Source organism: Streptomyces clavifer (assembly GCF_036345975.1).
Taxonomy (GTDB): domain Bacteria; phylum Actinomycetota; class Actinomycetes; order Streptomycetales; family Streptomycetaceae; genus Streptomyces; species Streptomyces clavifer.
On sequence record NZ_CP107793.1, the window covers coordinates 2,082,052 to 2,107,066 of the forward strand.

At 72.0% G+C, this 25,015-nt stretch carries 18 protein-coding genes; 9 read left to right on the plus strand and 9 right to left on the minus strand.

Going from position 1 to position 25,015, the window contains the following annotated elements; translation table 11 throughout:
• Positions 1-59: 59 nt before the first annotated feature.
• Positions 60-866, minus strand: coding sequence for a hypothetical protein (locus tag OG927_RS08910; RefSeq protein WP_330319945.1), 807 nt, complete (start codon positions 864-866; stop codon positions 60-62).
• 80 nt (positions 867-946) lie between these two features.
• Entirely contained in the window at positions 947-1,216 is a 270-nt protein-coding gene (locus OG927_RS08915) for a hypothetical protein (protein WP_056784424.1), read from the minus strand.
• Positions 1,217-1,334: 118 nt separating this feature from the next.
• Here OG927_RS08915 and OG927_RS08920 point away from each other — a divergent pair, with 118 nt between their 5' ends.
• Positions 1,335-1,694: an arsenate reductase family protein gene (locus OG927_RS08920; protein WP_056784427.1), complete on the plus strand. Its 360-nt coding sequence runs from the start codon at positions 1,335-1,337 to the stop codon at positions 1,692-1,694.
• Between the two features lie 50 nt (positions 1,695-1,744).
• On the opposite strand, the gene OG927_RS08925 is transcribed toward OG927_RS08920, so the two are convergent.
• Positions 1,745-2,242: a carboxymuconolactone decarboxylase family protein gene (locus OG927_RS08925; RefSeq protein WP_056784429.1), complete on the minus strand. Its 498-nt coding sequence runs from the start codon at positions 2,240-2,242 to the stop codon at positions 1,745-1,747.
• Between the two features lie 50 nt (positions 2,243-2,292).
• Between OG927_RS08925 and pdxR the strand changes: the two genes are divergently transcribed.
• Positions 2,293-3,690: a MocR-like pyridoxine biosynthesis transcription factor PdxR gene (gene pdxR / locus OG927_RS08930; protein WP_056785905.1), complete on the plus strand. Its 1,398-nt coding sequence runs from the start codon at positions 2,293-2,295 to the stop codon at positions 3,688-3,690.
• A gap of 177 nt (positions 3,691-3,867) precedes the next feature.
• On the opposite strand, the gene OG927_RS08935 is transcribed toward pdxR, so the two are convergent.
• Positions 3,868-4,812, minus strand: a complete 945-nt coding sequence (locus OG927_RS08935) for a Gfo/Idh/MocA family protein (protein WP_330319946.1) — start codon at positions 4,810-4,812, stop codon at positions 3,868-3,870.
• A gap of 205 nt (positions 4,813-5,017) precedes the next feature.
• On the opposite strand from OG927_RS08935, the gene glnII reads away from it, so the two are divergent.
• Positions 5,018-6,052: a glutamine synthetase gene (gene glnII / locus OG927_RS08940; protein WP_330319947.1), complete on the plus strand. Its 1,035-nt coding sequence runs from the start codon at positions 5,018-5,020 to the stop codon at positions 6,050-6,052.
• Positions 6,053-6,480: 428 nt separating this feature from the next.
• Positions 6,481-7,110 (plus strand): winged helix-turn-helix domain-containing protein, encoded by a 630-nt coding sequence (locus tag OG927_RS08945; protein ID WP_056784438.1) that lies wholly within the window; start codon positions 6,481-6,483, stop codon positions 7,108-7,110.
• An 81-nt stretch (positions 7,111-7,191) separates the two neighbouring features.
• On the opposite strand, the gene OG927_RS08950 is transcribed toward OG927_RS08945, so the two are convergent.
• Positions 7,192-9,339, minus strand: coding sequence for an MMPL family transporter (locus tag OG927_RS08950; RefSeq protein WP_330319948.1), 2,148 nt, complete (start codon positions 9,337-9,339; stop codon positions 7,192-7,194).
• 244 nt (positions 9,340-9,583) lie between these two features.
• On the opposite strand from OG927_RS08950, the gene OG927_RS08955 reads away from it, so the two are divergent.
• The 3 genes from OG927_RS08955 (at position 9,584) to OG927_RS08965 (ending at position 13,152) form a co-directional block, all read left to right on the plus strand.
• Positions 9,584-10,852 carry a sensor histidine kinase gene (locus tag OG927_RS08955; RefSeq protein WP_056784446.1) on the plus strand — a complete coding sequence of 423 codons (1,269 nt, stop codon included), beginning with the start codon at positions 9,584-9,586 and terminating at the stop codon, positions 10,850-10,852.
• On the plus strand, positions 10,837-11,484 hold the full coding sequence (locus OG927_RS08960; RefSeq protein ID WP_056784450.1) for a LuxR C-terminal-related transcriptional regulator: 648 nt from the start codon (positions 10,837-10,839) through the stop codon (positions 11,482-11,484). Before OG927_RS08955 ends, OG927_RS08960 begins: the two co-directional genes overlap by 16 nt.
• 150 nt (positions 11,485-11,634) lie before the next feature.
• A complete protein-coding gene (locus OG927_RS08965; RefSeq protein ID WP_330319949.1) occupies positions 11,635-13,152 on the plus strand; it encodes a DUF1996 domain-containing protein in 1,518 nt (505 codons plus the stop codon).
• 35 nt (positions 13,153-13,187) lie between these two features.
• On the opposite strand, the gene OG927_RS08970 is transcribed toward OG927_RS08965, so the two are convergent.
• Positions 13,188-13,670, minus strand: a complete 483-nt coding sequence (locus OG927_RS08970; RefSeq protein WP_330319950.1) for a hypothetical protein — start codon at positions 13,668-13,670, stop codon at positions 13,188-13,190.
• 155 nt (positions 13,671-13,825) lie between these two features.
• Here OG927_RS08970 and OG927_RS08975 point away from each other — a divergent pair, with 155 nt between their 5' ends.
• On the plus strand, positions 13,826-15,769 hold the full coding sequence (locus OG927_RS08975; protein WP_124282580.1) for a hypothetical protein: 1,944 nt from the start codon (positions 13,826-13,828) through the stop codon (positions 15,767-15,769).
• 46 nt (positions 15,770-15,815) lie between these two features.
• Positions 15,816-16,541: a TetR/AcrR family transcriptional regulator gene (locus OG927_RS08980; protein ID WP_124282579.1), complete on the plus strand. Its 726-nt coding sequence runs from the start codon at positions 15,816-15,818 to the stop codon at positions 16,539-16,541.
• 9 nt (positions 16,542-16,550) lie between these two features.
• Here OG927_RS08980 and OG927_RS08985 read toward each other — a convergent pair whose 3' ends face one another.
• The 3 genes from OG927_RS08985 to OG927_RS08995 all read right to left on the minus strand — a co-directional run bounded on the left by OG927_RS08985 (position 16,551) and on the right by OG927_RS08995 (position 24,407).
• Positions 16,551-16,901: a 5-carboxymethyl-2-hydroxymuconate Delta-isomerase gene (locus tag OG927_RS08985; RefSeq protein ID WP_330319951.1), complete on the minus strand. Its 351-nt coding sequence runs from the start codon at positions 16,899-16,901 to the stop codon at positions 16,551-16,553.
• Between the two features lie 377 nt (positions 16,902-17,278).
• Positions 17,279-22,585, minus strand: a complete 5,307-nt coding sequence (pulA, locus tag OG927_RS08990; protein ID WP_330319952.1) for a pullulanase-type alpha-1,6-glucosidase — start codon at positions 22,583-22,585, stop codon at positions 17,279-17,281.
• Between the two features lie 94 nt (positions 22,586-22,679).
• Positions 22,680-24,407 (minus strand): carbohydrate-binding module family 20 domain-containing protein, encoded by a 1,728-nt coding sequence (locus OG927_RS08995; protein WP_056784470.1) that lies wholly within the window; start codon positions 24,405-24,407, stop codon positions 22,680-22,682.
• Positions 24,408-25,015 lie beyond the last annotated feature (608 nt).

The window sequence follows — 25,015 nt, forward strand, 5'->3', positions numbered from 1 at the left end:
AGTTGAAGTTCCCATAGTGCCGTCACGTTGTCTGTGACACGTCACACTCCGTTCGCCGGTCAGTCCAGATCGATGACCGGGCGGACCTTGAAGTCCTCGAACGCGTCTTCGCCGTCCGGACCGTTGAGGAACTCCGCCATGGACGGGTTGTGGTGGGCGGTGGCCAGTGGCAGCCACTCCATGAAGGTGCCGTAGCCCCCGCAGACCGCCTCGCCGCCGTCCCCGCCGTATACGGAACCGGGGTCGGCGGTCATCTCGGCGGTGTCGTAGACGTCGTAGGCGATGTGCAGCCCGAAGGCGTTCGGCGCGTGCCGCGGGCCCGTTCCCTCCGTGCCGTACGGGGCGCCCTGCGGGCAGTCGTCACCCCAGCGGAACAGGGTCGCGGCGCCGACGCCGCAGGCGTGCTCCCACGCGTCGGGGCCCGGCACCCGCAGACCGCGCCCGGCCAGCAGGGCGGGGACCAGGGCGGGGAGCTCGGGGAGCGGCTCGGCCTCCACCGCCATCAGCACGGTGGGCAGCGCGACCGTGCGCCGCGGGGACATCACGCGTGCCAGGTGGGCGCGCGGGTCCTCGTCGAAGCCGAAGCCTCCGCCGAGGCTCTCCTCCCGGTAGGAGACGAGCTGTTCGGGCAGCGGCTGCCAGGCGTCGGGGTCGAAGCCGACGGTCACCTCGCCCCCGGGTATCAGCGCGTAGAGCTCACCCGCACGTTCGACGACGGCGTGGTGCACCACGCCTCCGAGGTGCGGTGTGCCGCCCAGCCGGACGAGACGGCCGTCCACGTGGCGGGCCGCTTCCTCGGCGTACCGCACGGCGGTGTCCCGGTCCAGGGCGCGCCAGTGGTCGAAGGTCAGGTCGGTGAGTGACATGCGCGCAGTGTGGCACCACCCTCCGACATCGCGGGGCGCGTCCGTGCCCCCGGGCGACCCGGGGGCACGGACGGCGGGTGTCAGCGGCCGTGGCGGATCAGCGTGCGGACCATGCGGCAGGTGGTGTCGGACGGCGGGTGGATGGCGAGTCGGTCGGCGGCCGCGCGGATCCTGCTGTTGTCGGCGCTCGACGGCTGGTAGACGCCCGTGTCGAGAAGGGCGATCGCCAGGCGCATGGCCTTGAGGCGGCGGTTGTGCGAGACGTACCACTCGCGGGGCCGGCCCGCGGGGAGCGGCTTCTTCCGAAGGGGCGGGTGGAGCGGCTCGGTCGTGGCTGCGGCAACGGCCATCGGCTACCTCCTGGCAGGTGGTGGAACCCTCACGAACTCCCTCCATTTTACTGCCTCCCACTGACAATAGCCCCTGGCCAGAGGCTATTTCGGGGATCCCTCCCGTACCCTTGGCCCCATGGAGATCTGGATCAATCCCGCCTGCTCGAAATGCCGCAGCGCGGTGGATCTGCTCGATGCCGAGGGCGCCGAGTACACGGTCCGCCGCTACCTGGAGGACGTGCCCTCCCCCGACGAGATCCGGGCCGTGCTCGACCGGCTCGGGCTGGAGCCCTGGGACATCACCCGGACCCGGGAGGCGGACGCCGGGGAGCTGGGGCTCGAGGACTGGCCCAAGGACGCCGGTTCGCGCGAGCGGTGGATCTCGGCGCTGGCCGAGCACCCGAAGCTGATCCAGCGGCCGATCATCACCGCGCAGGACGGGACCGCGGTGGTGGCCCGGTCGGAGGAGGCCGTGCGGGACGCTCTCGGGCGGTGAGCCGAGGGGCACCGGGCCGCGGGCCCGGAGCCCCTGTCATCGGCGGCGGGTCAGCGCCCGTCGGTGCCGGCGCGCTTGGCCGTGGCGAGGGCGATGCGGTTCCAGGTGTTGATCGTGAGGATCAGGGCCAGCAGTCCGGCCAGCTCCCGCTCGTCGAAGTGGGCCGCGGCACGCTCGTACACGGCGTCCGGCACGCCGGCGTCGGCGACGCGGGTGACCGCGTCCGTGAGGGCGAGGGCCGCCTGTTCCTTCTCCGTGAAGAAGTGCGCCGCCTCCTGCCAGACGGCGACCATGTGCAGCCGCTCCTCGCTCTCGCCCGCCTTCCGGGCGTCGGTGGTGTGCATGTGGAGGCAGTACGCGCAGTGGTTGAGGTGCGAGGAGCGGATCTGGACCAGCTCCACGAGGGCCGGGTCCAGGCTCTCGCGGGCTGCGGCGTCCAGGCCGACCACGGCGCGGAAGACCTTGGGCGCGGCCTGCGCGAAATTGAGCCGGACGGTGGAGGCGGTGGGGGTCGTGCCGGTGCCGGGCTTGATCTCTGTCGTCGTCATGGGTACGAATCTAGGAGGTTCGGTGACCGGTGACGGGGTGCATTCCAGTGGTGGATTCATGGGTCAATTCGGCGGAGGTCCTGGGCAGTGACCTGCCGTTGGAGCTCAGCGGCACGGGCAATCGGCGGGCCGTCCTGATGCGGGCGCTGCGCGACGCGGTCCGGAGCGGCCGACTGGCGCCGGGGGCCCGGCTGCCGCCGTACCGTTCGCTCGCCGCCGACCTCGGGCTGGCCCGCAACACCGTGGCCGACGCCTACGCCGAGCTCGTCGCCGAGGGCTGGCTGGCCGCCCGGCAGGGCTCGGGGACCAGGGTCGCCGAACGGGCCGTCCCTCTCGCCCGGGCCCACCGGCGGCGCACCCCCGAGCGGGCCGCCCGCCCGGTCCACGATCTGGTGCAGGGGAAGCCCGACCCCTCCGCCTTCCCCCGGAGCGCCTGGGTGGCCTCGGCCCGGCGGGCGCTGACGCGGGCCCCGCACGACGCGTTCGGGCCCGGTGACCCGCAGGGCCGGCCGGAGCTGCGGGAGGCGCTGGCCGGCTACCTCGCCCGGGTGCGGGGTGTGCGGACCTCCGCGGACCGGATCGTGCTCTGTTCGGGCGCCGCGCACGCGCTGCGGCTGCTGGCGGAGGTGGTGGGCGGGCCGTGGGCGGTGGAGGCGTACGGACTGCCGTACCACCGGGAGCTGCTGGCTGCCCGGGGGGTCCGGACCCGGCCGGTCACCGTCGACGGGGACGGGGCGCTCGTGCGGGAGTTGGGGCGGGGCGAGCGTGCGGTGCTGCTCACCCCCGCGCACCAGTTCCCGACGGGCGGCCCGCTGCACCCGGAGCGCCGGGCGGCCGTCGTCGACTGGGCGCGGGCGACGGGCGGTCTGGTCGTGGAGGACGACTACGACGGGGAGTTCCGCTACGACCGGCAGCCGGTGGGGGCCGTGCAGGGGCTCGATCCGGAGCACGTGGTGCTGCTGGGTTCGGTCAGCAAGAGTCTCTCGCCCACGCTGCGGATCGGCTGGATGGTGCTGCCCGAGCGGCTGGTGGACGGTGTCGTCGCGGCGAAGGGCGAGCGGGAGCAGTGGTCGAGCGCCACGGAGCAGCTGACCCTCGCGGACTTCGTCGGGTCGGGGGCGTACGACCGTCAGGTGCGCCGGATGCGGCAGCGCCACCGGCGCCGTCGCGACCAGCTCGTGGCGGCGCTGGAGCGGCGCGCCCCGCAGGTCCGGGTGTCCGGGATCGCGGCGGGGCTGCACGCCGTGCTGGAACTGCCGCGCGGTACGGAGCGTTCGGTGGTGCGGGCCGCGGCCTGGCAGGGGCTGGCGGTCGAAGGGCTCGCCGGGTACCTGCACCCGGCCGCCGGGGCCGGGAGGGACGGGCTGGTCGTGGGGTACGCGACCCCCGCCGAGCACGCGTACGCGCCGGCCCTGGAGGCACTGTGCCGGGCACTGCCCCCGGAATGACACGGATCGCGGCCGTCGGAACGAGGCGTCCGGCCACGCGGACGCGGGGGCACGCACGCGTCCGGGCCGGTCGCGGGGTCCCCCGCCCGGCCGGGGCGGACAGGAGCCCCACGTGTCACGCGGACCTCGTCGCGCGTCCGTACCGGGCCGGCGACGGCACTCGGCGGCGGGCGGTCCTCAGGCCCGTACCGGTCCCAGGCCCGCCTCGGCCTGCGCCAGCACCTCCGTGAGCCGCAGCCCGAAGCGCACGTCACAGGGGTGCGCCCCTCCCGTGCGCGCCGCGCCGATCAGCGCGTCCAGCGCCACCCGGAACGCGGCGAGCGCGTCGTCGTAGCCCGCGGGCAGGAGGCTCGTCCCCCGCTCGCCCCTGAATTCGACCTCCGTCCCCGTCGCGCCCACCGGTGCGTCCAGCGCGAGCGTCACCGTGCTGGACGCACCGGAGGTGTGCCGGAGCAGCAGATGCGTGGCGTCGGCCGGGCCGCGGGCCGCCGTCACCTCCGTCACGTCGCCCAGCACCGGGATCAGCACGGAGAGCGCGTGCGGGCCGACGTCCCACAGCGCCCCCTTCTCGCGGCGCCAGGGCGAGGCGGCGAACTCGTTGCTCGTGCCCGGGGCGTACAGCGCCCCGATCCACTGGGCGCGGGCCGTGAACCAGCCGCCCGACGCGGCCTGTTCGGCGATCCATCCGGCTGTCCCGGGCGCGAACCGGAGCGTGCAGAAGACCACGGAGGCGACCTGGGCCCGCTCGGCGGCCTCGGCCACCTCGCGCGCGCCCGCCACCGTCGTCGCGACCGGCTTGTCCATCAGGAGGTGGCATCCGGCGGCGGCGGCCCGCGCGGCCAGCGGTGCCTGGATGTCCGGCGGCACGGCGAAGGCGACCGCGTCGCTGACGGCGAGGAGCTCGTCGATGCCCGCCTCGCCCGTGTACGCCCGGGTGCCGTGGGCGGCGGCGAGCGCGTCCGCGGCCTCGGGCCTGCGGCCCCAGACCCCGCTCAGGACGACGTCGGGGTGGGCCGCGAGGGCGGGGGCGTGGGTCAGGCGGGCCCAGGGGCCGGCGCCGACGAGGCCGATCCGTATCGGGGTACGGGAGGCGGCCGGACCGGAGGCAGCGGGTGTGGTCATGCCGCCAGTGTGCCCCGGCCGGGTCCGGGGCACGGACCGTATCCAGTGCGCCGCAGGGTGAGACGCCCCGTGGCCGCGGGGACCTGCCGTCCGGCACTTCGGGAAAACCTCGGTAACACCGGGTTCACATTCGGGCAACGGTCGGGAAATCGCACCTTGCGAAGCTGCGCACCATAGACCGCAGCACCCGCAAAGGATGGCGTCCGTGACGTTCAAGGCTGAGTACATCTGGATCGACGGCACCGAGCCGACCGCCAAGCTTCGTTCCAAGACGAAGATCATGGCCGGCAGCCCCTCGCAGGGCGTGGCGGATCTGCCCATCTGGGGCTTCGACGGTTCGAGCACCAACCAGGCCGAGGGCCACGCCTCCGACCGGGTGCTGAAGCCGGTCTTCGCGTGTCCGGACCCGATCCGCGGCGGTGACGACATCCTCGTCCTGTGCGAGGTCTTCAACATCGACATGACTCCGCACGAGTCCAACACCCGCGCCGAGCTGCGCCCGGTCGCCGAACAGTTCGCGGGCCAGGAGCCGATCTTCGGCATCGAGCAGGAGTACACCTTCTTCGACGGCCACCGCCCGCTGGGCTTCCCCGAGGGCGGCTTCCCGGCCGCGCAGGGCGGCTACTACTGCGGTGTGGGCGCGGACGAGATCTTCGGCCGCGACATCGTCGAGAAGCACCTCGACAACTGCCTGCAGGCCGGTCTGGCCATCTCCGGCATCAACGCCGAGGTCATGCCCGGCCAGTGGGAGTTCCAGGTCGGACCGGTCTCCCCGCTGGAGGTCTCCGACCACCTGTGGATCGCGCGCTGGCTGCTGTACCGCACCGCCGAGGACTTCAACGTCTCCGCGACGCTGGACCCGAAGCCGGTCAAGGGTGACTGGAACGGCGCGGGCGCGCACACCAACTTCTCCACGAAGGCCATGCGCGAGGGCTACGAGGCGATCATCACCGCGGCCGAGTCGCTCGGTGAGGGCTCGAAGCCGATGGACCACGTCAAGAACTACGGCGCGGGCATCGACGACCGTCTGACCGGCCTGCACGAGACCGCCCCGTGGAACGAGTACAGCTACGGCGTCTCCAACCGCGGCGCCTCGGTCCGCATCCCGTGGCAGGTCGAGCAGGACCAGAAGGGCTACATCGAGGACCGTCGCCCGAACGCCAACGTCGACCCGTACGTCGTCACGCGGCTGATCGTCGACACCTGCTGCACCGCGCTGGAGAAGGCCAACCAGGTCTGATCCGCACCCCACGTGCAGCGAGGGCGCCCACCGGCCGCGGTGGGCGCCCTCGCTGTGTGCGGGGCCTCCTCGCGCGGACCAGGCACGGGGCGGGCCGTGGGACCGCCCCGTGCCTGGCGGGCGGGGCCCGGAGGGGGAAGTGGCAGGTGAGGAAGGTAACTCGGCGGGACCGTATCGACGGGTGAGAGGGCTCTGATGCACAGCCGCAATCTCTGCTTCAATGGAGGACATGGCCAGCTTCCAGTACACCTCGTCGGGTCGCAGCGACCTCGAGCCGTTCTGGCCCTCCCGTCAGCATCATGACTTCGACCGGGTGTGTTGCCGCGCGTGGAACGCGCAGGCCCTCTAAAGCCGCCTCACCCCGGCCTTCGGCCCGCGCGCACGACGTACGTCCCTCGACGACCTCTCGCGCGAAAGAGCTGACCCTCATGGCGAACACTCGCACCTTCTCCACCGCGTCCGCCGCCACCGCGGCGTCCACGGTGTCCGCTGCGGCCACCACCACCGCCCGCACCGCCCTGTCCCCGAACCGCCCCCGGCTGCGTGCCGTCGACCGTGACGAGGTCGCCGAGCTCCCCGACGTGGCCGGCTTCCTGCCGCCGGGTGCCACCTGGCTGCCCGCCCCCCAGCACACCTTGCCGGCGCTGCCGGGCCGGCCGCCGATGGTCGGCTACCTGGTACTCGTCCCGGCCGACCAGCAGCCGGCCCTCGCCGGGGCCGTGGCCACCGCCCAGCACCGGCAGCTCGTGCCGGAGCCGGTCACCGAGGCTCCGGCGGGCGGGCCCGTGCGGATCGACTCCACCCGGCGCACCGCCGCCGTGGACGGCGTCGTGCTCGACCTCACGTACCTCGAATTCGAGCTGCTGGCGCACCTGGTGGCGCACCCGCACCGGGTGCACACCCGCGATCAGCTGGTGACGACGGTCTGGGGTTACGGACATGTGGGCGACGGGCGCACCGTCGACGTCCATGTCGCCAGGCTGCGCCGCAAGCTGGGGGCGGAGCACCGCCGTTCGATCCAGACCGTCCGGCGGGTGGGCTACAAGTACGCCCCCTGATCCTGTCGTGGACACGAGTGAGGCCCCGGACACCGGGGCCTCACTCCGTTCACCGTCCCGCACCTCGCGCGGGGCGCGGGCTCAGCCGCGCGATCCGGCCGGCACCGGTTCCGTACCGGTCCCCTCCGTCCCGCCGTGCTCGCTGTGCTCGCCGTGCTCCAGGCTCGGCAGCCGGGAGAGCATGCGCGGCACCCTCCAGTTCCGTTCGCCCAGCAGCGACATGACCGAGGGCAGCAGGACCATCCGTACGACCGTGGCGTCCAGCAGCACCGCGACGGCGAGGCCGACGCCCATCTGCTGCATGTCCTGCATGGACAGGGTCCCGAAGACCGAGAAGACGGCCACCATGATCGCCGCGGCGCCCGTCACCGCTCCCGCGGTGCGCCGGATGCCCGTATCGATCGCCGACCGGGTGTCCAGTCCGCTGTCCCGGGCCTCCCGGATCCGGGAGACCACGAACACGTGGTAGTCCATCGACAGGCCGAACAGCACCACGAGGACGAACAGCGGCATCCAGGACTCGATCGCTCCGACGCCCTCCGAGCCGATCAGCCCGGCTCCCAGGCCGTGCTGGAAGACGGCGGTCATCACCCCGTACGCGGCGGCGACGGAGAGCAGGTTGAGCAGGACGGACGTCACCGCGATGACGTACGAGCGGAAGCAGAACAGCATCAGCAGGAAGGTCACCCCGGTGACGAAGGCGAAGACCGGGACGATGCCGCGCTTCAGCTGGTCGTTGAAGTCCGAGGACGAGGCCACCTCGCCGGTGACGTAGGCCTGGGCACCCGTCCCTCCGAAGGCGTCCGGCACCCGCCGGTCGCGCAGTTCGGCCAGGTCGTCCTCGCCGCGGGGCAGCGGGACCTCGATCTCCGCGATGTTCCGTTCCGCGTGGACGGTGACCTGGTCGAAGGTGCCGAGGGCGGTACGGATGCCGGGGGCGCCGATGTCGTCGGCACGGACCACGACGAGGGCCGGGGCGGGGCCGCCCGGGAAGCTCTCGGAGATGTTCCGGTGGGCGGTCGCGAGCGGTGAGTCCGAGCCGAACTGCTTCTCCAGGCCGAGCTGTTCGGTCTTCATGCCCAGCGCGGGCGCGGCCAGGGCGAGCAGCAGGACGACGGAACCGACGGCGAAGAGCTTCGGGGCGGCCAGCACGGGCCCGAGGACGGTGCCCGCGATGCCGCCGCTCGCCCTCGTGCCCCGCTTGCCGCGTCGGTTCAGGAGCGGTACGCGGCCCGCGTCGATGCGGTCGCCGAGCCAGGAGAGCAGGGCGGGCAGCACGGTCACGGAGCCCAGCATCGCGATGAACACGACGATGATCGTGGCGAGCGCGAAGCCCTTGAACAGCAGCAGCCCGGACAGGAACATGCCGGCCATCGCCACCATCACGGTGAGCCCGGAGACGAGCACGGCCCGGCCGCTGGTGGCCGCCGCGATGCGCAGGGCCGTCTCGGCGTCGCGTCCTGCCGCCCGCTCGTCGCGTTCGCGCCGCAGGTAGAAGAGGCAGTAGTCGACGCCGACGGCGAAGCCCATCAGGAACATCACGGAGTACGTGGTCTGGAAGAGGTGCAGTTGGTGGCTGGCGAGCGACAGCAGCCCGAAGGCGGCCATGCACGCGGTCAGTGCGAGCCCGACGGGGAGCAGGGCCGCCACCACGGCGCCGAAGGCGACCAGCAGGATGCCCAGCGCGAGGGGAACGGCGGTGAATTCGGCCTTCCTGAAGTCCTCGGAGAGCAGATCGCCGAGCCACTTGCCCGCGCTGGCCTCACCGAACTGGTCGATCTCGACGTCCGTCCGGGCCTCCCGGACCCCGGAGACCGCGTCCAGCACCGGCTGCACCCGGTCGGCGGAGGTCGCCGCGTCCCCCTTCATCGCGAAGGTGATCAGCGCCTCCCTGCCGTCCTTCGACGTGACCGGATCCGCGATGTCCGTCACCTCTCCGGTGCGGTTCAGGGCGGCGGCGAGCTCGCCGGCCGCGGTGCGCCAGCCGTCCGGCCGGGCCGCGGACACCATGACCAGCTCGCCCGCGGGGTGGGCGAGTCCGGCCTCGTCGAGGATCTGCTCGGCACGCGCGGAGTCGCCTGCGCCGTTCTCCGACTCGGTCATCTCGACCATGCCGGAGGCCCCGCCGACGCCCGTGGCGAGGACGACGAAGAGCAACCAGCCGAGAACGGCCGTCCTGCGATGGTGTGCGCTCCACACACCGATACGTGCCGCGAGGTTGCCCTTCATGCGGTTTCGCCCCCTGGGAGATGTCTCGGAATCGCCTCGGACGAGGCACCTTCGAACCTAGGAGGAGGGGGCGGGCCGCCCCAGCCGCCGGGGCCCCCTCTCCGGGAGGGCGCAGGGCGGGACCGGGGGGTGGTGCCAGGTGCACCATGACCGGGTGGCCGAACGGCTGACGGTGCCCGCGAGCGTCGGGCGACACTGTTCCCGGAACGGGACCCGACGGGGGTCCGGCGAGGGGGAGACGCCCATGACTGGGAAAGAGAGCCGGGTACGGTCGGCGCTGCTGGCCGCCGGACGTGCGTTCGTCCTGTCGTTCGCGAGCATCGTGGGTTCGGTCACCCTGTTCGTGCTGGCGGTGACCTCCATCGCCTTCGTCCTGCTGGGCGTGGGCCTGGTCACCACCCCGTGGGTCCTGGAAGCGGTGCGCGCGCACGCCAACCAGCGCCGGCTGCTCGCGGCGACCTGGTCGGACGTCCGCATCCCGGTCCCCTACCGGCACTTCCCGCAGGACCTGCGCACCGGCTTCACCGGGCAGGTGGAGCGCACCACGCTGATGCTGAAGGACCCGGCGACCTGGCGGGACCTGCGGTGGCTGCTGACCGACATGACAGCCGGCTACGTGCTGCTGACCCTGTCCTTCGGGCTGCTGGCCTACCCGGTGGAGGGGCTGGTCCTGGCGGCGGGCCTGTGGCGGGTGTTCGAGGACAGCACGTACTGGTACGGATTCGTGCCGGTCGGCGACCAGTGGACGGGGCTGGCCGCCGCGGCGCTCGGCATCGCGATCTTCCACGTCGGTCTGTGGGCGAGCCGGCCGCTGCTGCGGCTGCACTTCGTGCTCGCCAGGTCGGCGCTGGCTCCCGCCCCGCAGCAGGAGCTGGCGCAGCGCATCGACCGGCTGACCGAGACCCGGCACGAGGCGGTCGACACGGCCGCCTCCGAACTGCGCCGCATCGAGCGGGACCTGCACGACGGGGCGCAGGCCCGGCTGGTCGCCATGGGCATGAGCCTCGGCACGATCGAGGCGCTCGTGGAGAAGGACCCCGCGCAGGCGAAGAAGCTGCTGGCCGCGGCCCGCGCCTCTTCCGCCGAAGCACTCACCGAGCTGCGGGACCTCGTCCGGGGCATCCACCCTCCGGTCCTCGCGGAACGTGGGCTCGGGGACGCGGTGAGGGCGCTGGCGATGCGGATGCCCGTGGAGTCCGAGGTGGGCGTCGAACTCACGGGCCGGGCCGGGGCGCCCGTCGAGTCGGCCGCGTACTTCGCCGTCAGTGAGACCCTGACGAACGTGGTGAAGCACGCGGACGCCGACCGCGTCTGGGTGGACGTGCACCATGCCGAGGGCATGCTGCGGATCTCCGTCACGGACAACGGCAGGGGCGGTGCGGCGGTCGGGGCCGGCTCGGGACTGAGCGGAATCGAACGCCGACTGGGTACATTCGACGGCGTACTGGCCGTCAGCAGTCCTGCGGGCGGTCCCACCATGGTGACCATGGAGATCCCTTGCGCGTTGTCCTAGCCGAAGACCTCTTCCTGCTCCGCGACGGTCTCGTACGCATGCTCGAGGCCTACGACTTCGAGATCGCGGCGGCGGTGGAGACCGGTCCCGAGCTGACCCGGGCCCTGGCCGAGCTGGAGCCGGACGTCGCCGTGGTCGACGTCCGGCTCCCGCCGTCCCACACGGACGAGGGCCTGCAGTGCGCCCTGGCGGCCCGGCGCAGCCGGCCGGGGCTGCCGGTGCTCGTGCTGTCGCAGCACGTGGAGCAGCTGTACGCACGGGAGTTGCTGGCCGACGGCGACGGCGGGATCGGCTACCTGCTGAAGGACCGGGTGTTCGACGCGGACCAGTTCATCGACGCGGTGCGCCGGGTGGCGGCGGGCGGTACGGCGATGGATCCGCAGGTGATCTCGCAGTTGCTGTCGCGGCGGGCCCAGGACAAGCCGATGGGCGGCCTCACCCCCCGGGAGCGCGAGGTCATGGAGCTGGTGGCGCAGGGCCGTTCGAACGTGGCGATCGCCTCGCAGCTGGTGATCACGGAGCGCGCGGTGGCGAAGCACACCTCGAACATCTTCGGAAAGCTGGATCTGCCGCCTTCGGACGACGACAACCGCCGGGTGCTGGCCGTCCTGGCCTATCTGGACCGGGGCTGATCCGGCCGGCGGAGAATGCCGCAGGGGCCGTTCCGGGTGTTCGGGCCGTTTTGGCCCTGGAGGTTCCCACGAATTCCCCACCGTCCTGAACGGGCCGGGTGCCCCGCCCGTATGGGACGTCACGCTTCTCCCTCGAAGCAGAGGAGTTCCATGGGACGCACATCGCGTAAGAAACGTTCGACACTGGCCAACCGGGCGATCGTCGCCTCGGCCGCGTTGATTCTGGGCGGAGGTGGGCTGGTCGCGGTCAATGTCTACGCAAGCGCGGGAGAAGGATCGTCCGGTGCACCTCCCGAACGGTCCTGGAACGCGGGTCGCCAGATGTCCACCATCGACTGCCCCGACGCGGGAATCGCCCTCCCTGATGTGCCCGACCGGGCACGCCCCGAGGTCGACCGCGAACTGGCGGCCATGGATACCCAGATCACGGATGCCTACCGGCAGTTCGCCGACCGGAAGGAGCAGATCGCCCGCGATCCGAACCTCGCCGAGAACGCCGTGCTCGGCCCCTTGAAGAACAAGCGGGCGGCGAGTCTCGACCGGATCGGTATCGCCATCGAACGCAATGCGGTCGAGCGGCCGCAGAACCTGGACGGACTCGCTCCGTGCAGCCTGCGCGCGGATGACGGTGACGGCAGTGGTCAGGGCGGCGAACAAGGCGGAGAGCAGGGCGGAGACCCGGGCGGCGCCCAGAACCCGGGGGAGGAGGCCGACCAGGGCCAGGACGGCGGCCAGGACGAGGGCGCCGACCAGGGCGGCGGAGACGACCAGGGGCAGCAGGGCAACGGCCCCGACGCCTCGGACTTCGTCGACATCCAGTCGGTCCAGCCCAATGTCGACCGCCCACGCAATCGCCGCGGCGCCTCTCGCGGTACGTTCTCCACCGACTGCGGGCGTAACGAGAACGGCAAATTCAATCCTGACAATGTCATCGCCGCACCCGGTGTGAGCAACGGCGCTCACCATATGCACGATTACATCGGTAATCAGGCCACCGACGCATTCTCCAGTGATGACGATCTGGCCGGCGGTGAGACGACCTGCCGGAATCAGGGCGACAGATCCACCTACTACTGGCCCGTGCTGCGTCTGCAGAACGGACAGGACGAGGACGACGTGGACGCCGACGGTGGCGGCAAGGACCAGAACACCGGAGAGATCCAGACCCCCTCCCAGGTCACGCTGAAATTCGTCGGCTCACCGGCCGGGAAGGTGACGGCCATGCCGCGCTTCCTGCGGATCATCACCGGGGACGCCAAGGCGTTCACCAATGGGGACGCCAACGCCAACGCGTCCTGGAGCTGCACCGGATTCGAGAACAGGCAGCTGAAGGACAAGTACCCGATCTGTCCGGAAGGCAGCCAGGTGGTGCGGTCCTTCGCCTTCCAGAGCTGCTGGGACGGCCGGAACACGGACAGTGCGAACCACCGCACCCATGTGGCCTTCGCCCAGGACGACGGACGCTGCCCGAACGGCTTCAGGGCCATTCCGCAGCTGGTGCAGCGCATCGTGTACGACGTCCCGCCGGGCCCCGGCTTCGCCGTCGACTCCTTCCCGGAGCAGCTGCACAAGCCCGTGACCGATCACGGCGACTTCATCAACGTCTTCGACGACCGGTTGATGAAGAAGGTGGTGAGCTGCGTCAACGGTGGGCGCAAGTGCCGCTGACGCGGCCCTGACGCCCACCCCCCGCACCTGCGCGGTCAGCTCTTGTGGTGACCGGAGTGCCCGTCCTCGCTCCCCCCACCGCCACTGTCCCCCGAGTGGTGGGGCGAGGCGGTCTCCACCGTCCCCCCGAGCCGGCCGCGCAGTGCCGCGACCACCTTCGCGTCGCCGACCGCGACCCACTTCCGGCCGACCAGGTACGAGCCGCCGTAGTCGTTGGCCTCGTTGAGCCACTCGCGCTGGCCGCGGTCGGTGGCGAAGGTGGCCAGGACGTAACGCCCGTCCACGGTCCGGCAGTTGGCCTGCCGGATCTCCTCGGCGTCGGTCTGCAGATTGGGCTCGCAGTCCGTCTTCGACGCCAGTTGTTCCAGGGTTCCGGTCGCGGTCGCGGTCGGCGGCACGGCGGGCCTGTCGTCGCCGTCCGCTCCCCCGCCGCATCCGGTGAGCAGGGCCAGCCCCGCCAGTACGGCCGCGGCGGCCCGGGGGCCGTTTCCTCGTCGCCACTCCAGCTGCTTCACCATGCGGCCATCGTGCCCCGTGGGCCCCTCCCTGCGCGGCGAAACCACGGATTGGGGAGGAGGGGTCAGCAGCGTGCGACGGACGGGTCGCCTCATGGAGGCGTGCGCCCGGGGGCGTGCCGGAGTGACCATCGCACCATTCCCTCGTTCTGCTGAACGTGCCCCCACTGCGAGCAGTACCGTCGTCCGCCGGCCGCCCTCCTGCGGAGCAGGCCGACGCGGAGCGGGCCGAGGCCGCCGTCACCGAGCACTACGCGCGTCTGGTGCGGATCGGATACCTCGTCCTGCCCCCCTCGCTCGGCCGCAACCGCCGTGTGCTGACGGCCCACTGGCTCGCCCAGCGGTCCCTGCCCCGCGGACACACCACGGAGCCCGGGCCCGCGCTCCCGGCACCGGCGGATCCGGGGTGCGCCTACGCGTACGTACGGCTGCGGGTGGTGCGTTCCGCGCTGGAGGCCGGGCTCCCCCTGTGGCGGTTCGCCCGGCCGCGGCGGGTGCAGCTGCCGCCCCTGCTCCCCCACGTGTGGGGACTGCGGCTCTTCCCGCAGTCCTGCGGGGCGGAGGAGCTGGCCCTGGAGCAGGCCCTGTCGGAGGTGTCGGGCCCCTGCCGGGCCGCCCACGTGCTGCGCGGTCTGGAAGGGCTCGCGGACGACGAAGTGGGCCGGGTCCTCGGAGCGGCCGGCGTCACGGACCCGGAGGCGGCGCTGCGGGAGGCCGACGGGCTCACCGCACCGCACGCCCTGCTGGCCTCACCGGAGTTCGATCCCTGCTCGCTGCAGGCCCGGCCCGCCGACCTGCTGCGCCGCGGTCGGCGCGGGCGGACCGTACTCGCCGGGCTCGGGGCCCTGCTCGTGTGCGGGACGCTGCTGCTGGTGCCGGGGGACGGCCTGGGCGGGCCCGGCACCGCGGCGGCGCCGCCCTACTCCCGCAACCCCGCCGCCGAAAAGGCCCTGGACCCGGCCGCGCTGCGCCGGGTGCCCGCGGGCTTCTGGCGGAGTGCGGACCGTACCGACTTCAGTGCCTGGCCCACACGCGGCGACCGGACCGAGGACAGCCGGCTGCTGGGCCGGGCGCTCACCGCATGGGCGCGCCCCGGCCCGGGGGTGACCTCGTCGGCGACGCCCGGCACGCCCGTCGGCCCGCCGATGGGGCCGCCGCAGCTGCTGTACGCGGGCGAGTCGGGTACGGCCGTGGTGGTGCTGTTCCACGACGGGCTGCGCGTCGTGCGCTACGCCGAGCCGCGCAACGCCGATCCGGCCGGTGGCGCCGCACTCGACTTCGCCCGGGTGGACGGCGCGGACGCGGTCGCGGCGAGTGCCCTGGTCGTGCAGCGCCGGAAGGGCCGGATCCGCTACCTGACCGCGCCGTGGGCGCGCGAGGTCCTGGTGCGGGACCTGCTCGCGCCCCGCGACCCGGCCCGGCCCCTGCGCCGCGACCGGCACGGGGTGACGGACGCGCTGGCCGGCCCCGGGGCCGGCGGGGACTGCCGCTCCTGGCAGGCCCTGGAGGTGCGGGACGGCACGGCGGGACGGCTGATGACGGACCTCGGCGAGCTGGCGCCCGCCCACCTCACCTCGGGTGCGCCGTCCGCCCCGCACGAGGTGGCGGGGCGGGCCGACCGGGAGAGCTGGGCACGCACCGCGTGCCTGCTGCCGGCGGTGCGCTCCCACGGGGTCCGGTCGGTGAACTCCTGGCCGTACGCCAAGCAGCCGCTGCCCGAGGGCGCCGGGGACGCGCTGTGGCTCTGCACCCGGGCGGAGACGTGGCGGGGCACGGGGAGCAGGGTGCTGGCCCAGTTCCAGGCGCCGCCCGAGCTGTCGGGCGGCGCCGGTGCCCCGGGCGCGGTCGCGGCCCGCGCCGAGGGCTCGCCCGACTGCGGGATACACCGGCCGCGGGTGCTGGCGGGTGTCCTGTGGAAGTCCGACGGCGGCCGGTGGTACGTACTCGCGGCGGGCTCCCGGCAGTTCGCCTCCCTCTCGGCGACGGGCGGCGTCGAGGGGCGCGCCCAGGGGCGGTTGCTGGCGGTGCGGGCCCGGGCGGGCGACCGGGCGCGGCTCGGCGGGCTGCTGGCGGACGGCAGCCGGGTCGGGGCACTGCGCTGACCGGACGGCCGGACGGTCCGCGGTCCGCTCCCGTTAGGCTGAGGACATGACGACCGGTGTGCGGCGCAGGATGGGCGTCGACGAGCGCAGGCAGCAGTTGATCGGCGTCGCGCTGGAGTTGTTCAGCCACCGTTCGCCCGACGACGTGTCGATCGACGAGATCGCGAACGCGGCCGGTATCTCGCGTCCGCTCGTCTACCACTACTTCCCGGGGAAGCAGAGTCTGTACGAAGCGGCTCTGGGCCGGGCCGCCGACGACCTGGCCGGCCGATTCCTGGAGGCGCACGAAGGGCCCCTGGGGGCGCGGCTGCTGCGGGTGATGGGCCGGTTCTTCGACTTCGTCGAGGAGCACGGCCCCGGTTTCACGGCGCTGCTGCGGGGCGGTCCGGCAGGCGGCTCGTCCACGGCCAACGCCCTGATCGACGGGGTGCGCCGGACCGCGTACGAGCAGATCGTCGCGCATCTCGGGGTCGCGTCACCGCCCGCCCGGCTGGAGCTCGTCGTCCGGTCCTGGGTGTCACTGGCCGAGTCGACGGCCCAGCTCTGGCTGGAGGGGCGGCGCAGCATCCCGCGTGCCGAGCTGGAGCTGCAGCTGGTCCACGACTTCGCCGCGCTGGCCGCGGTGAGCGCCGCGTACAGCCAGGAGGTGGCCGGCACCATGCTGCGGGTCTTCGCGCAGGAGCCGGCGGACGGCCCGTTCGGCGAACTGCTGGCGCGGCTCTCCGTCCTGACGCCCGCCGCCCCGGCCGTCCCGGCGCAGCGGCGGCCGTGACGCGGCGTCCTACCGCTTGCGGTAGGACGGGTCGAGGTCCCTGGTCTCGGCCGAGGTGTGGACGGCGAGGCTGTCGACGGGCTTCAGATGCGCGGCCAGCAGCTCCAGGACGGACTCGGTCAGCTGCTCCTTGACCTGCGGGGTACGGCCGGCCAGCAGGGCGATCGAGACGTGCACGATCGCGTCGCCCGCCGGGGCGTCCCCGACGACGGACTCGTCGACCCGTCGGAACCTCGTCTTGCAGTTGGGGATCTTCGTGGTGACGGTCGTGGCGACCAGGGGGTGCAGGGCGAGGGCGAAGCCACGGCGGTCGAAGCTGTCGTCGAGCTCGGCGGAGTAGTCGACGGTGATCTGCGGCATCAAGCGCTCCTGGAGGCGGGGTGGGTGCGGTGTCCGGTCTCAGCCTTTCGTGATCGGCGCGGGGGCACAAGCGGCTCCCGGCAGGCGGACACCTCGGACCGCGGAGCTGGTCGTCTCGTGTCGGGAAGGTTCCCGGGAGGATCTCCGGGATTGTCCGCCGCCGTGGTCGTCGTGACCGTCCGGGCACGCTCGGGCATGGTCCGCCGGTGGGGCAGCGGGGCGCCGTGCGGCCCCTGTTGCCCGGACCGGCCGGCCCCGGCTCCGGTCCCCCGCAGGGGATGGGAGCCGTGACCGGCCGGTGTGGTCGGGACGTACGCGCACGGTTTCCTGTTTCGGCTCCTTCGCCGACGTCCGCGGTCACCGTGGCCGTGTAGGGGTCAGCGGAGCGAGAACACGGCGACCGTGCGTCCTGGGACGGTGAAGCTGCCCGTTTTCCCTTCGTACGAGGCCTTCTTGACCGTAGGATCCGCGCCTGCCGCCTGGACCGGGTGGAGGGCGTAGTCCTTGCCGGCCAGCCCGGGGACGCGCTGGCTCTCGGCCCCGGGGGTCGCGTTCATGACGACGACGAGACTGCCCAGCCGCATGGTGACCACCCCGGGTGTCTCGTCCTTGCCGGAGAGCGGGAAGGACAGGGTGTCCTGCACCTGTGCGGTGGTGGCGAGGCGGAAGTCCTTCTCGGTGGTGCGGATGGTGAGCAGGTCCTGGTACGCGGCGGACGCGCCCGTGATCTGCGCGCACCCCGGGGTGAGCGCGGGGGCGGTGAGCAGCGGCTTGCCGTAGGTCCACTTGTCCTTGTTGTCGGCGGCGGGCGGCAGCCCCCGGCCGAAGCCGTTGCCCTTGCGGCAGTCCCAGTGCAGGGCGTTGAACCAGTCGCCGCTGTCGTAGGAGTTGCGGTCGAGCGACTTGGAGCGCAGCAGGTCGGTGCCGGCCTGGGAGAGCGAGGGCCCCTGGGAGAGTGCGGCGGTCGCCATCGCCAGGACCTGCATGCGGGCCCGGTCGGCGGCCGGTGTGGCCGCCGGGAGCTTGAACGCGAGGGCGTCGTAGAGGGTTTCGTTGTCGTGCGCGTCGGCGTAGGCGAGCGCGTCGCCGGGCACCGCCGCGTATCCGGCGGGGGCGCCGTTGTAGTCGACGGCCGAGCCCTTGACCTCCCGCCCCCGGGTGTCGGTGAAGGTGTAGTCGGCGAGGTTGCCGGTGAGCCCGACCTTGATCAGGTCCTGGTAGTGGAGGAGCCGGGCCTTCTGCTCGGCCTCCGTACCGTTGGCGGGCGAGGTGTTGGGGTCGGTGTAGAGGCCGGAGGCGAAGCCCTGGACGCGCGGGTCCTCGTCGAAGGGGCCACCGCCGCGGACCGCGTCGCGGGCCCGGTCGGAGAAGGTGGCGACGCCGGTGCCGGCCATGTTCTTCTGGGTGGCCTGGACGAAGCGGGCGTCGTCCGCGATCTCGCCGAAGTTCCAGCCCTCGCCGTACAGGATGATCTTCTTGCCGTCGACGCCGTCCTTCGCGACGGTCAGCGCGTCGAGGGCTTCGCGGACCGCGAGGATGTTGGCCTTGGGGTGGTGCCCCATGAGGTCGAAGCGGAAGCCGTCGACCTTGTAGTCCTTGGCCCAGGTGACGATCGAGTCGACGACGAGCTTGCCCATCATGGTGTTCTCGGGCGCGGTGTTGGCACAGCAGGTGGAGGTGGCGACGGTGCCGTCCTCCATGAGCCGCTGGTAGTAGCCGGGGACGATCTTGTCCAGGACGGACTTGTCGTCCTGGCCGGAGGCGACGGTGTGGTTGTAGACGACGTCCATGACGGTCCGCAGCCCGGCGCCGTTGAGTCCCTGGACCATCCGGCGGAACTCGGTGGTGCGCTTCGTGCCGTCGGGATCGGAGGCGTACGAGCCCTCGGGCACCGTGTAGTGCAGCGGGTCGTAGCCCCAGTTGAAGCCGTCCTTCGCGGCGGCCGACGCGACGCAGGCCTGCTGCTCCTCGGAGTCGGGGGCGTAGACGGACAGGTCGCAGGCCGGCTTCTGCTGGGCGGACTTCTTCTCGGGGATCGTCCCGATGTCGAAGGCGGGCAGCAGGTGCACGTAGCTGGTGCCGGAGTCGGCGAGCTCCTTGAGGTGCTTCATCCCGTCGGAGCGGGTGTCGGTGAAGGCGAGGTACTCACCGGGGTGCTTCGAGGTCGTGTCCGTGATCGAGAAGTCACGGACGTGCAGTTCCTGGATCTGCGCGTCGCGCATCGGGACCGCGGCGGGCTTCTTCAGGGCGGACCAGCCGCGCGGCGCGAGCTCCGGGTCTCCGAGGTCGACGACGAGACTGCGGGCGGAGTCCGCGGTCAGGGCGGTGGAGTAGGGGTCGGTGACCTTGTTGGTGACCATCTTCTGGACGGTGGGCGCCCAGACCTGGACGGCGTAGCGGTAGGGCTTGCCCGTCCAGGACTTCTTGCCCGTCACCGACCAGACACCGGTGCGGTCGTCGCGCCGCATCGGGACGGTCTTCCCGTCGAGCTCGAGCGAGACGGTCCGGGCGGTGGGCGCCCAGACGGAGAGCGTCGTGCCGCCCTTGCGGAACACGGGGCCGAGGGCGGAGCCGCTCGCGGCCTTCCCGTACAGCTCGTCCAGCACGCCCGCGGTCTGTACGCCGGTGGCGGCGAGCAGGGCGCCGTTCGCGGCGCGCTGGGTGGCGATCAGCTGGCCGCGCAGTGACTCACGGACGCGATCCCGGTCGCGGGCGTCGACGGTGAACGCCGGGTAGTCCTTGAGGTGCGGGTACTTCGCCTTCTGCGCGTCGGTGAGTCCGGTGGCGCCGAGCCGGAGCCACTGTCCCTCGTCGGAGAGTGCGCCGTCGACGACGGAGATGCCTCCGTCCTTCGCGTACACGAGCTGCTGGCTGGTGGCGTCGGTGGCCTTCACCTTCCAGACGACGGTGTCCGCGTCGATCCACTGGGCCTCGGCCTTGGCGAGGTCGGGTGCGGGCGCCCCGCCGGTCTGCGGCAGCAGGTAGCCGGGCTTCCCGCCGAGCATCCAGACCTCGTGCCCGTACGAGGCGATGTCGAGGGACTGGTCGCTCGGGAGGTCCTTCTCGTCGCCCCTGTGGAGGATGTAGCTGAGCGAGGTGGCGCCGTCGGTGAGCGGCACCTCGTAGGTGGCGCCGTAGGCATCGGTCCGCACGGGCAGCAGGGGCTTGGCCCAGTCCGTGGGGGCGGCGGCGCCCGTCCAGGTGTGCAGGCCCCAGCCGTCGTAGTCGCCGTCGGCGCGGTGGTAGTGCAGGACGGCCTTGCCGGTGTCCTGCGGCGGGGCCTCGGGTGCCTCGGTGGCCTGTCCGTCCTTGCCCTGCTCGACCCAGACCTGGCCGGTCTTCGCGAGGTCGACGGTGCGCTCGGGGCCGTCTGCGGTGCCGTCCTTCTCGACGGTGTACGGGACGGACGAGGCGCCCTCCGCGAGGTCGATCCAGGCGAAGGCGCCGTAGGCGTCACGGCCGATGAAGTCGGCGCTCCTGTCGCCCGACTTCAGCTGCCAGCCCTCGTAGTCGCCGTCGGCGCGCTGGTAGTGGACGACGGCGTGGTCGCGTGCGACGGCGACGGGCTTCGGGGCGGGTGGGGCCTGGCCGGCGGTGGTGGAGGCCAGGGCGCTCGCGGTGCGTCCGGCCCGGTCGACGACCACGGCCTTGTAGCGCAGCGCGGTGCCGGCCTTCACCGACTCGTCCAGGTGCTGGGTGACCTTGTACGGGGCGTGGTCGGCGGAGCCGAGGGTGACCCACGTGCCGTTGCCGGTCTGCGCGGCGAAGACGACGCGGTTCAGGTCGCCGCCGCCGATGTCGGCGCTGAGCTCCACGGTGCCGGTGGCTCCGGCCGCCGGGGCCTTCAGGGTGACCGAGGGCTTGGCGGCGGGGGTGCCGAGCTGCTTGTCTGCGCGGAGCACGATGCTGGACAGCGCCGGCACCGTGACCTCGACCGCCTTGTCCGAACCGCTGCGGACGGTTCCGGAACCGCCGTACAGCGTGCGGAAGTTCATGCCGGCCGATTCGGTGGCGAGCTCGACCGTCTTCGCCTCGGTGGCGTTGTTGGTGGCGACGAGGTATTCGTACGGGCGCTTGGCGTCCGTACGCGAGAAGGCGTGGACGGAGTCCTTCGCGTAGCGCTCGGTCTGGGTGCCGTCGCGCAGGGCCGGGTGCTCCCGGGTGAGCTTCGACAGGGCCGCTATGGAGCGGTAGAGCGGGTGCGTCGCGTCGTACGCGTCGGACGCGTGCGTACGGTCCGTGCCGATCTGGTCGTCGTCGAGGTAGTCGGCGGTCTTCGAGGCGAAGAGCGTCTGGCGGGAGTCCTTGTCCCCGCCCGCTCCGGTGTAGCCCTGCTCGTCGCCGTAGTAGATCACCGGGTTGCCGCGGCCGAGGAACATCAGCTCGTTGGCGAGCCGGGCGCGCTCCAGGAGCTCGGCGTCGTCGGCCTTCGGATTGTCCTGCGCGAGGAAGGTGCCGATCCGGCCCATGTCGTGGTTGCCGAGGAAGGTCACCTGCTCGTAGGCGTTGGCCTTGTCCGTGGTGTAGCGGTAGTCGTCCGCGTAGACGGAGGCGAGCTTCGAGGCCGGAGCGCCCTGGGAGGCGTACTGCCGGGCGGCTTCCTGGAACGGGAAGTCGAGGGTCGCGTCGAGCCTGCCCCGTGTCACGTACGGCGAGGTGATCGCGGTGTCGGCGGAGTAGACCTCGCCGAACATGAAGAAGTCGTCCCGGCCGCGCTTCGCCGCGTAGTCGTCGAGAGCGGTGGCCCACTGGGTCCAGAAGTCGAGGTCGACGTGCTTGACGGTGTCGATGCGGAAACCGTCGATGTCGAAGTCGCGCACCCACTTCTCGTAGATCTTCTCCATGCCGGAGACGACCTCGGGACGCTCGGTCCACAGGTCGTCGAGGCCGGAGAAGTCGCCGTACTCGGTGGACTCGCCCGCGTAGGTCGAGTCGCCCCGGTTGTGGTACATCGTGGAGTCGTTGAGCCAGGCGGGGACCTTCTTCCCGGTGTTCACCGGGGTGTACGGGAAGGAGTCGGCGTCCACCTCCTCGACGCCCCGGGTGTCGTCGAACGGCCGGCCGTCCTCGTCGAGGTACGGGAAGGCGCCCTTGGGCTTGTAGCCGTACTTCTTCTCGGCGTAGTCGACGGTGTCGGCCGTGTGGTTGGTGATGACGTCGAAGAAGACCTTCATGCCCTTGCCGTGGGCCTTGTCGATCAGCTTCGTCAGGTCGGCGTTGGTGCCGAAGTGCGGGTCGACCTGGGTGAAGTCGGTGATCCAGTATCCGTGGTAGCCCGCCGAGGCGTTGTCCCCGGTGCCCTGGACGGGCCGGTTCTTGAAGATCGGGGCGAGCCAGATGGCGGTGGTGCCGAGGCCCTTGATGTAGTCGAGGCGCTGGGTGAGGCCCTTGAGGTCTCCGCCCTGGTAGAAGCCCTTGTCCGCGGGGTCGTAGCCGGTCTCCAGGCGTGAGCCGGTCAGTCCGCCGCGGTCGTTGGAGGTGTCACCGTTGGCGAACCGGTCGGGCAGCACGAAGTAGAACTGCTCGCGGGTGAGGTCGTGCCGGGCGGGCTCCTTGGCGAGCTTCGCGTCCGAGGGCGGTGACGGGGGTCTGGGTGCGGCAGCCGCTGAGGCCGCCGGGACGACGGGCAGCAGCGCCGCGCACAGTGCGGCAACGGCCCCCCGCCGGAGGGTGGTTCGGGACACGGGCGGGTTCTCCTCGACTTTCAGGGGTGGGTCCTGGTGGAGCGGGTGCGGGCCGGGGACGCGCCGCCGCGCGTCCCCGGCCCGCAGGGTGTGCTCAGCTGCGCCAGACGTCGGCGGTCAGCGCGACCTTGCCGGAGGACGGCACGGTTGCGGTGCGGTTGGCACCGCTCTCCCAGGTGACGTTGCCGCTCGCGTCCTTGCGGAGGTACTTGTACTCGAACGTCGTACCGGCGGGCAGGGCGACGTCGAGCTTCCAGACGGGGTACGTGGCCGGGTCGAGCTTCAGCGCACTGCCGGGGGCCCAGCTGCCGAGGGCGGCCTGGCTGCCGGTGACGTAGATGTTCTGGCCGAGCTGGGTGGTGGCGTTGACCCCGAAGGAGGCGCCGGACTGGCCGGTTCCCGGGTCCGGGTCGGGGGTTCCGCCGCCGGCGCAGGTACGGGCGTTGACGTGCAGGGCCACGGCCGTGCCGGAGCCGAGCGTGGCGGTGAACTGTCCTGATCCGTTGACGGTCACGCCCTTGCCGGACTGGACGTCGCAGTAGTCACCGGCGGCCAGCGACGTCTGGAACGTGCGGGTCAGCGAGGAGCCCTCGTGGTTGATCGCGACGTACGCCTTGGAGCCGCGGCCGAAGGCGATCTGGTCGCCGCCGTTGTCCCACCAGTTCGAGACGCCCTGCCCACGGGCGGCGTTGCGGAAGCCGACCATGGAGGAGATCTCGCGCCAGGCGTGCTGGCACTTCCAGCCGTCGCTGTAGCAGGCGTTCACCTGGCCGCCGTTGGGCGGGCCGGCGTCGTGGTTGCTGAACTCGTAGCCGGAGTGGACGTCCGGGGAGCCGTAGGGGTAGGCCAGCATGAAGACACTGGCCAGGGTGTACTTGGAGCCGTCCTTGTAGTTCAGCGTGTCACCGCCGCGCTCGGTGTCGTGGTTGTCGACGAAGACCGCCGACCTGCCCGACTCCATGAAGCCCCAGCCCTCGCCGAAGTTCTTCAGGTTGGCGAGGTTCTCGTTGTTGAAGACCTGCTTGAGGCTGCGTCCGTAACGGAACTCCTGGACGTCACCGCTGCCGAGGTACTCGGACGGTGAGACGGCCTCACCCGCTCCGTGGATCGCCTCGTGCTTCCAGTAGACGCCCGGGTTGCTCAGCCGGGACTTGATGTTGGCGAGGTCACCGGCCGGCATGTGCTTGGCGGCGTCGATGCGGAAGCCGTCGACACCGAGCGAGAGCAGGTCGTTGAGGTAGCCGGCGATCCGGCCGCGCACGTAGTCCTCGCCGGTGTCCAGGTCGGCCAGGCCGACCAGTTCGCAGTTCTGGACGTTGCCCCGGTCGCCGTAGTTGTTGATCTGCGACTGGCAGTCGTTCATGTCGCTGACCGAGTAGACGCCCGGGTAGTTGTACTTCGTGTACGAGGAGCCGCCGGTGCCGGTGCCCGAGCCGGCCGACATGTGGTTGATGACCGAGTCGGCTATGACCTTGACGCCCGCGCCGTGACAGGTGCTGACCATGGCGGCGAACGCCGCACGGTCGCCGAGGCGGCCGGCGATCTTGTAGCTGACGGGCTGGTACGAGGTCCACCACTGGCTGCCCTGGATGTGCTCCTGGGGCGGTGAGACCTGGACGAAGCCGTAGCCGGCCGGACCGAGACTGTCCGTGCACGCCTTGGCCACGGAGTCGAACTTCCACTCGAACATCACCGCGGTGACGTCCTTCGCGCCGGGCGGGGCCGCCTGGGCGGTACCTGCGGTGCCGAGGCCGGTGGGGACGGCGAGCACGGCGGCACCGGTGGCCAGGGCGAGTGTGGCAGACAGGGGTCTGCGTGCCATGACTTTCCTCCTGCGGTGGGGGAAATACTGGGGATGGCGGAGCAGCCTCACATGACAACGCGCCGTGCCTTCAAGGCTCATGAAGGTTCTTGCAGCAAGAATGCAAAACCGGGGTGCAGCAGACCGTACGAGCCCGGCCTTCCCCGGTCAACCCCCTGGACACGTCGCGCTTACGCTCCGATCACCGCCGCGAAATAATGGAGATTCCTGCCTGCAAGGTCTTACGCAAGTTATTGCGGGGCTGTTAAATTCATCCCGGCTCCGGCCCGGTCGGCCGGGGGCCCGGTACGCCGGGCCCCACGCGCCCGGCCGACCGGGCCGGTCACGGCGCGGAGGGGTCCGGAAGTCGCTTCCCCGCAGGCCCGACCCGGGCCGACTTCCGGACCTCTCCTGTGCGTGATGCCCATGTCCTGCGGACAGCACGAGGCCACTGCCGCGAACTCCCCGACTCGGCGCCGCCGGGCGTGACTTCTCCCGCTGCCGCATCTCTTCGAGGCGGTGCCGACTGTGCGGCCCGCGCCGTCGGCGCGGGCCCGACCGGGCACCGGACCCACCACCCATGTACGTCACCGGCGGCACGCGTGTGACGCGCGCCTTCAAGTGCGCGG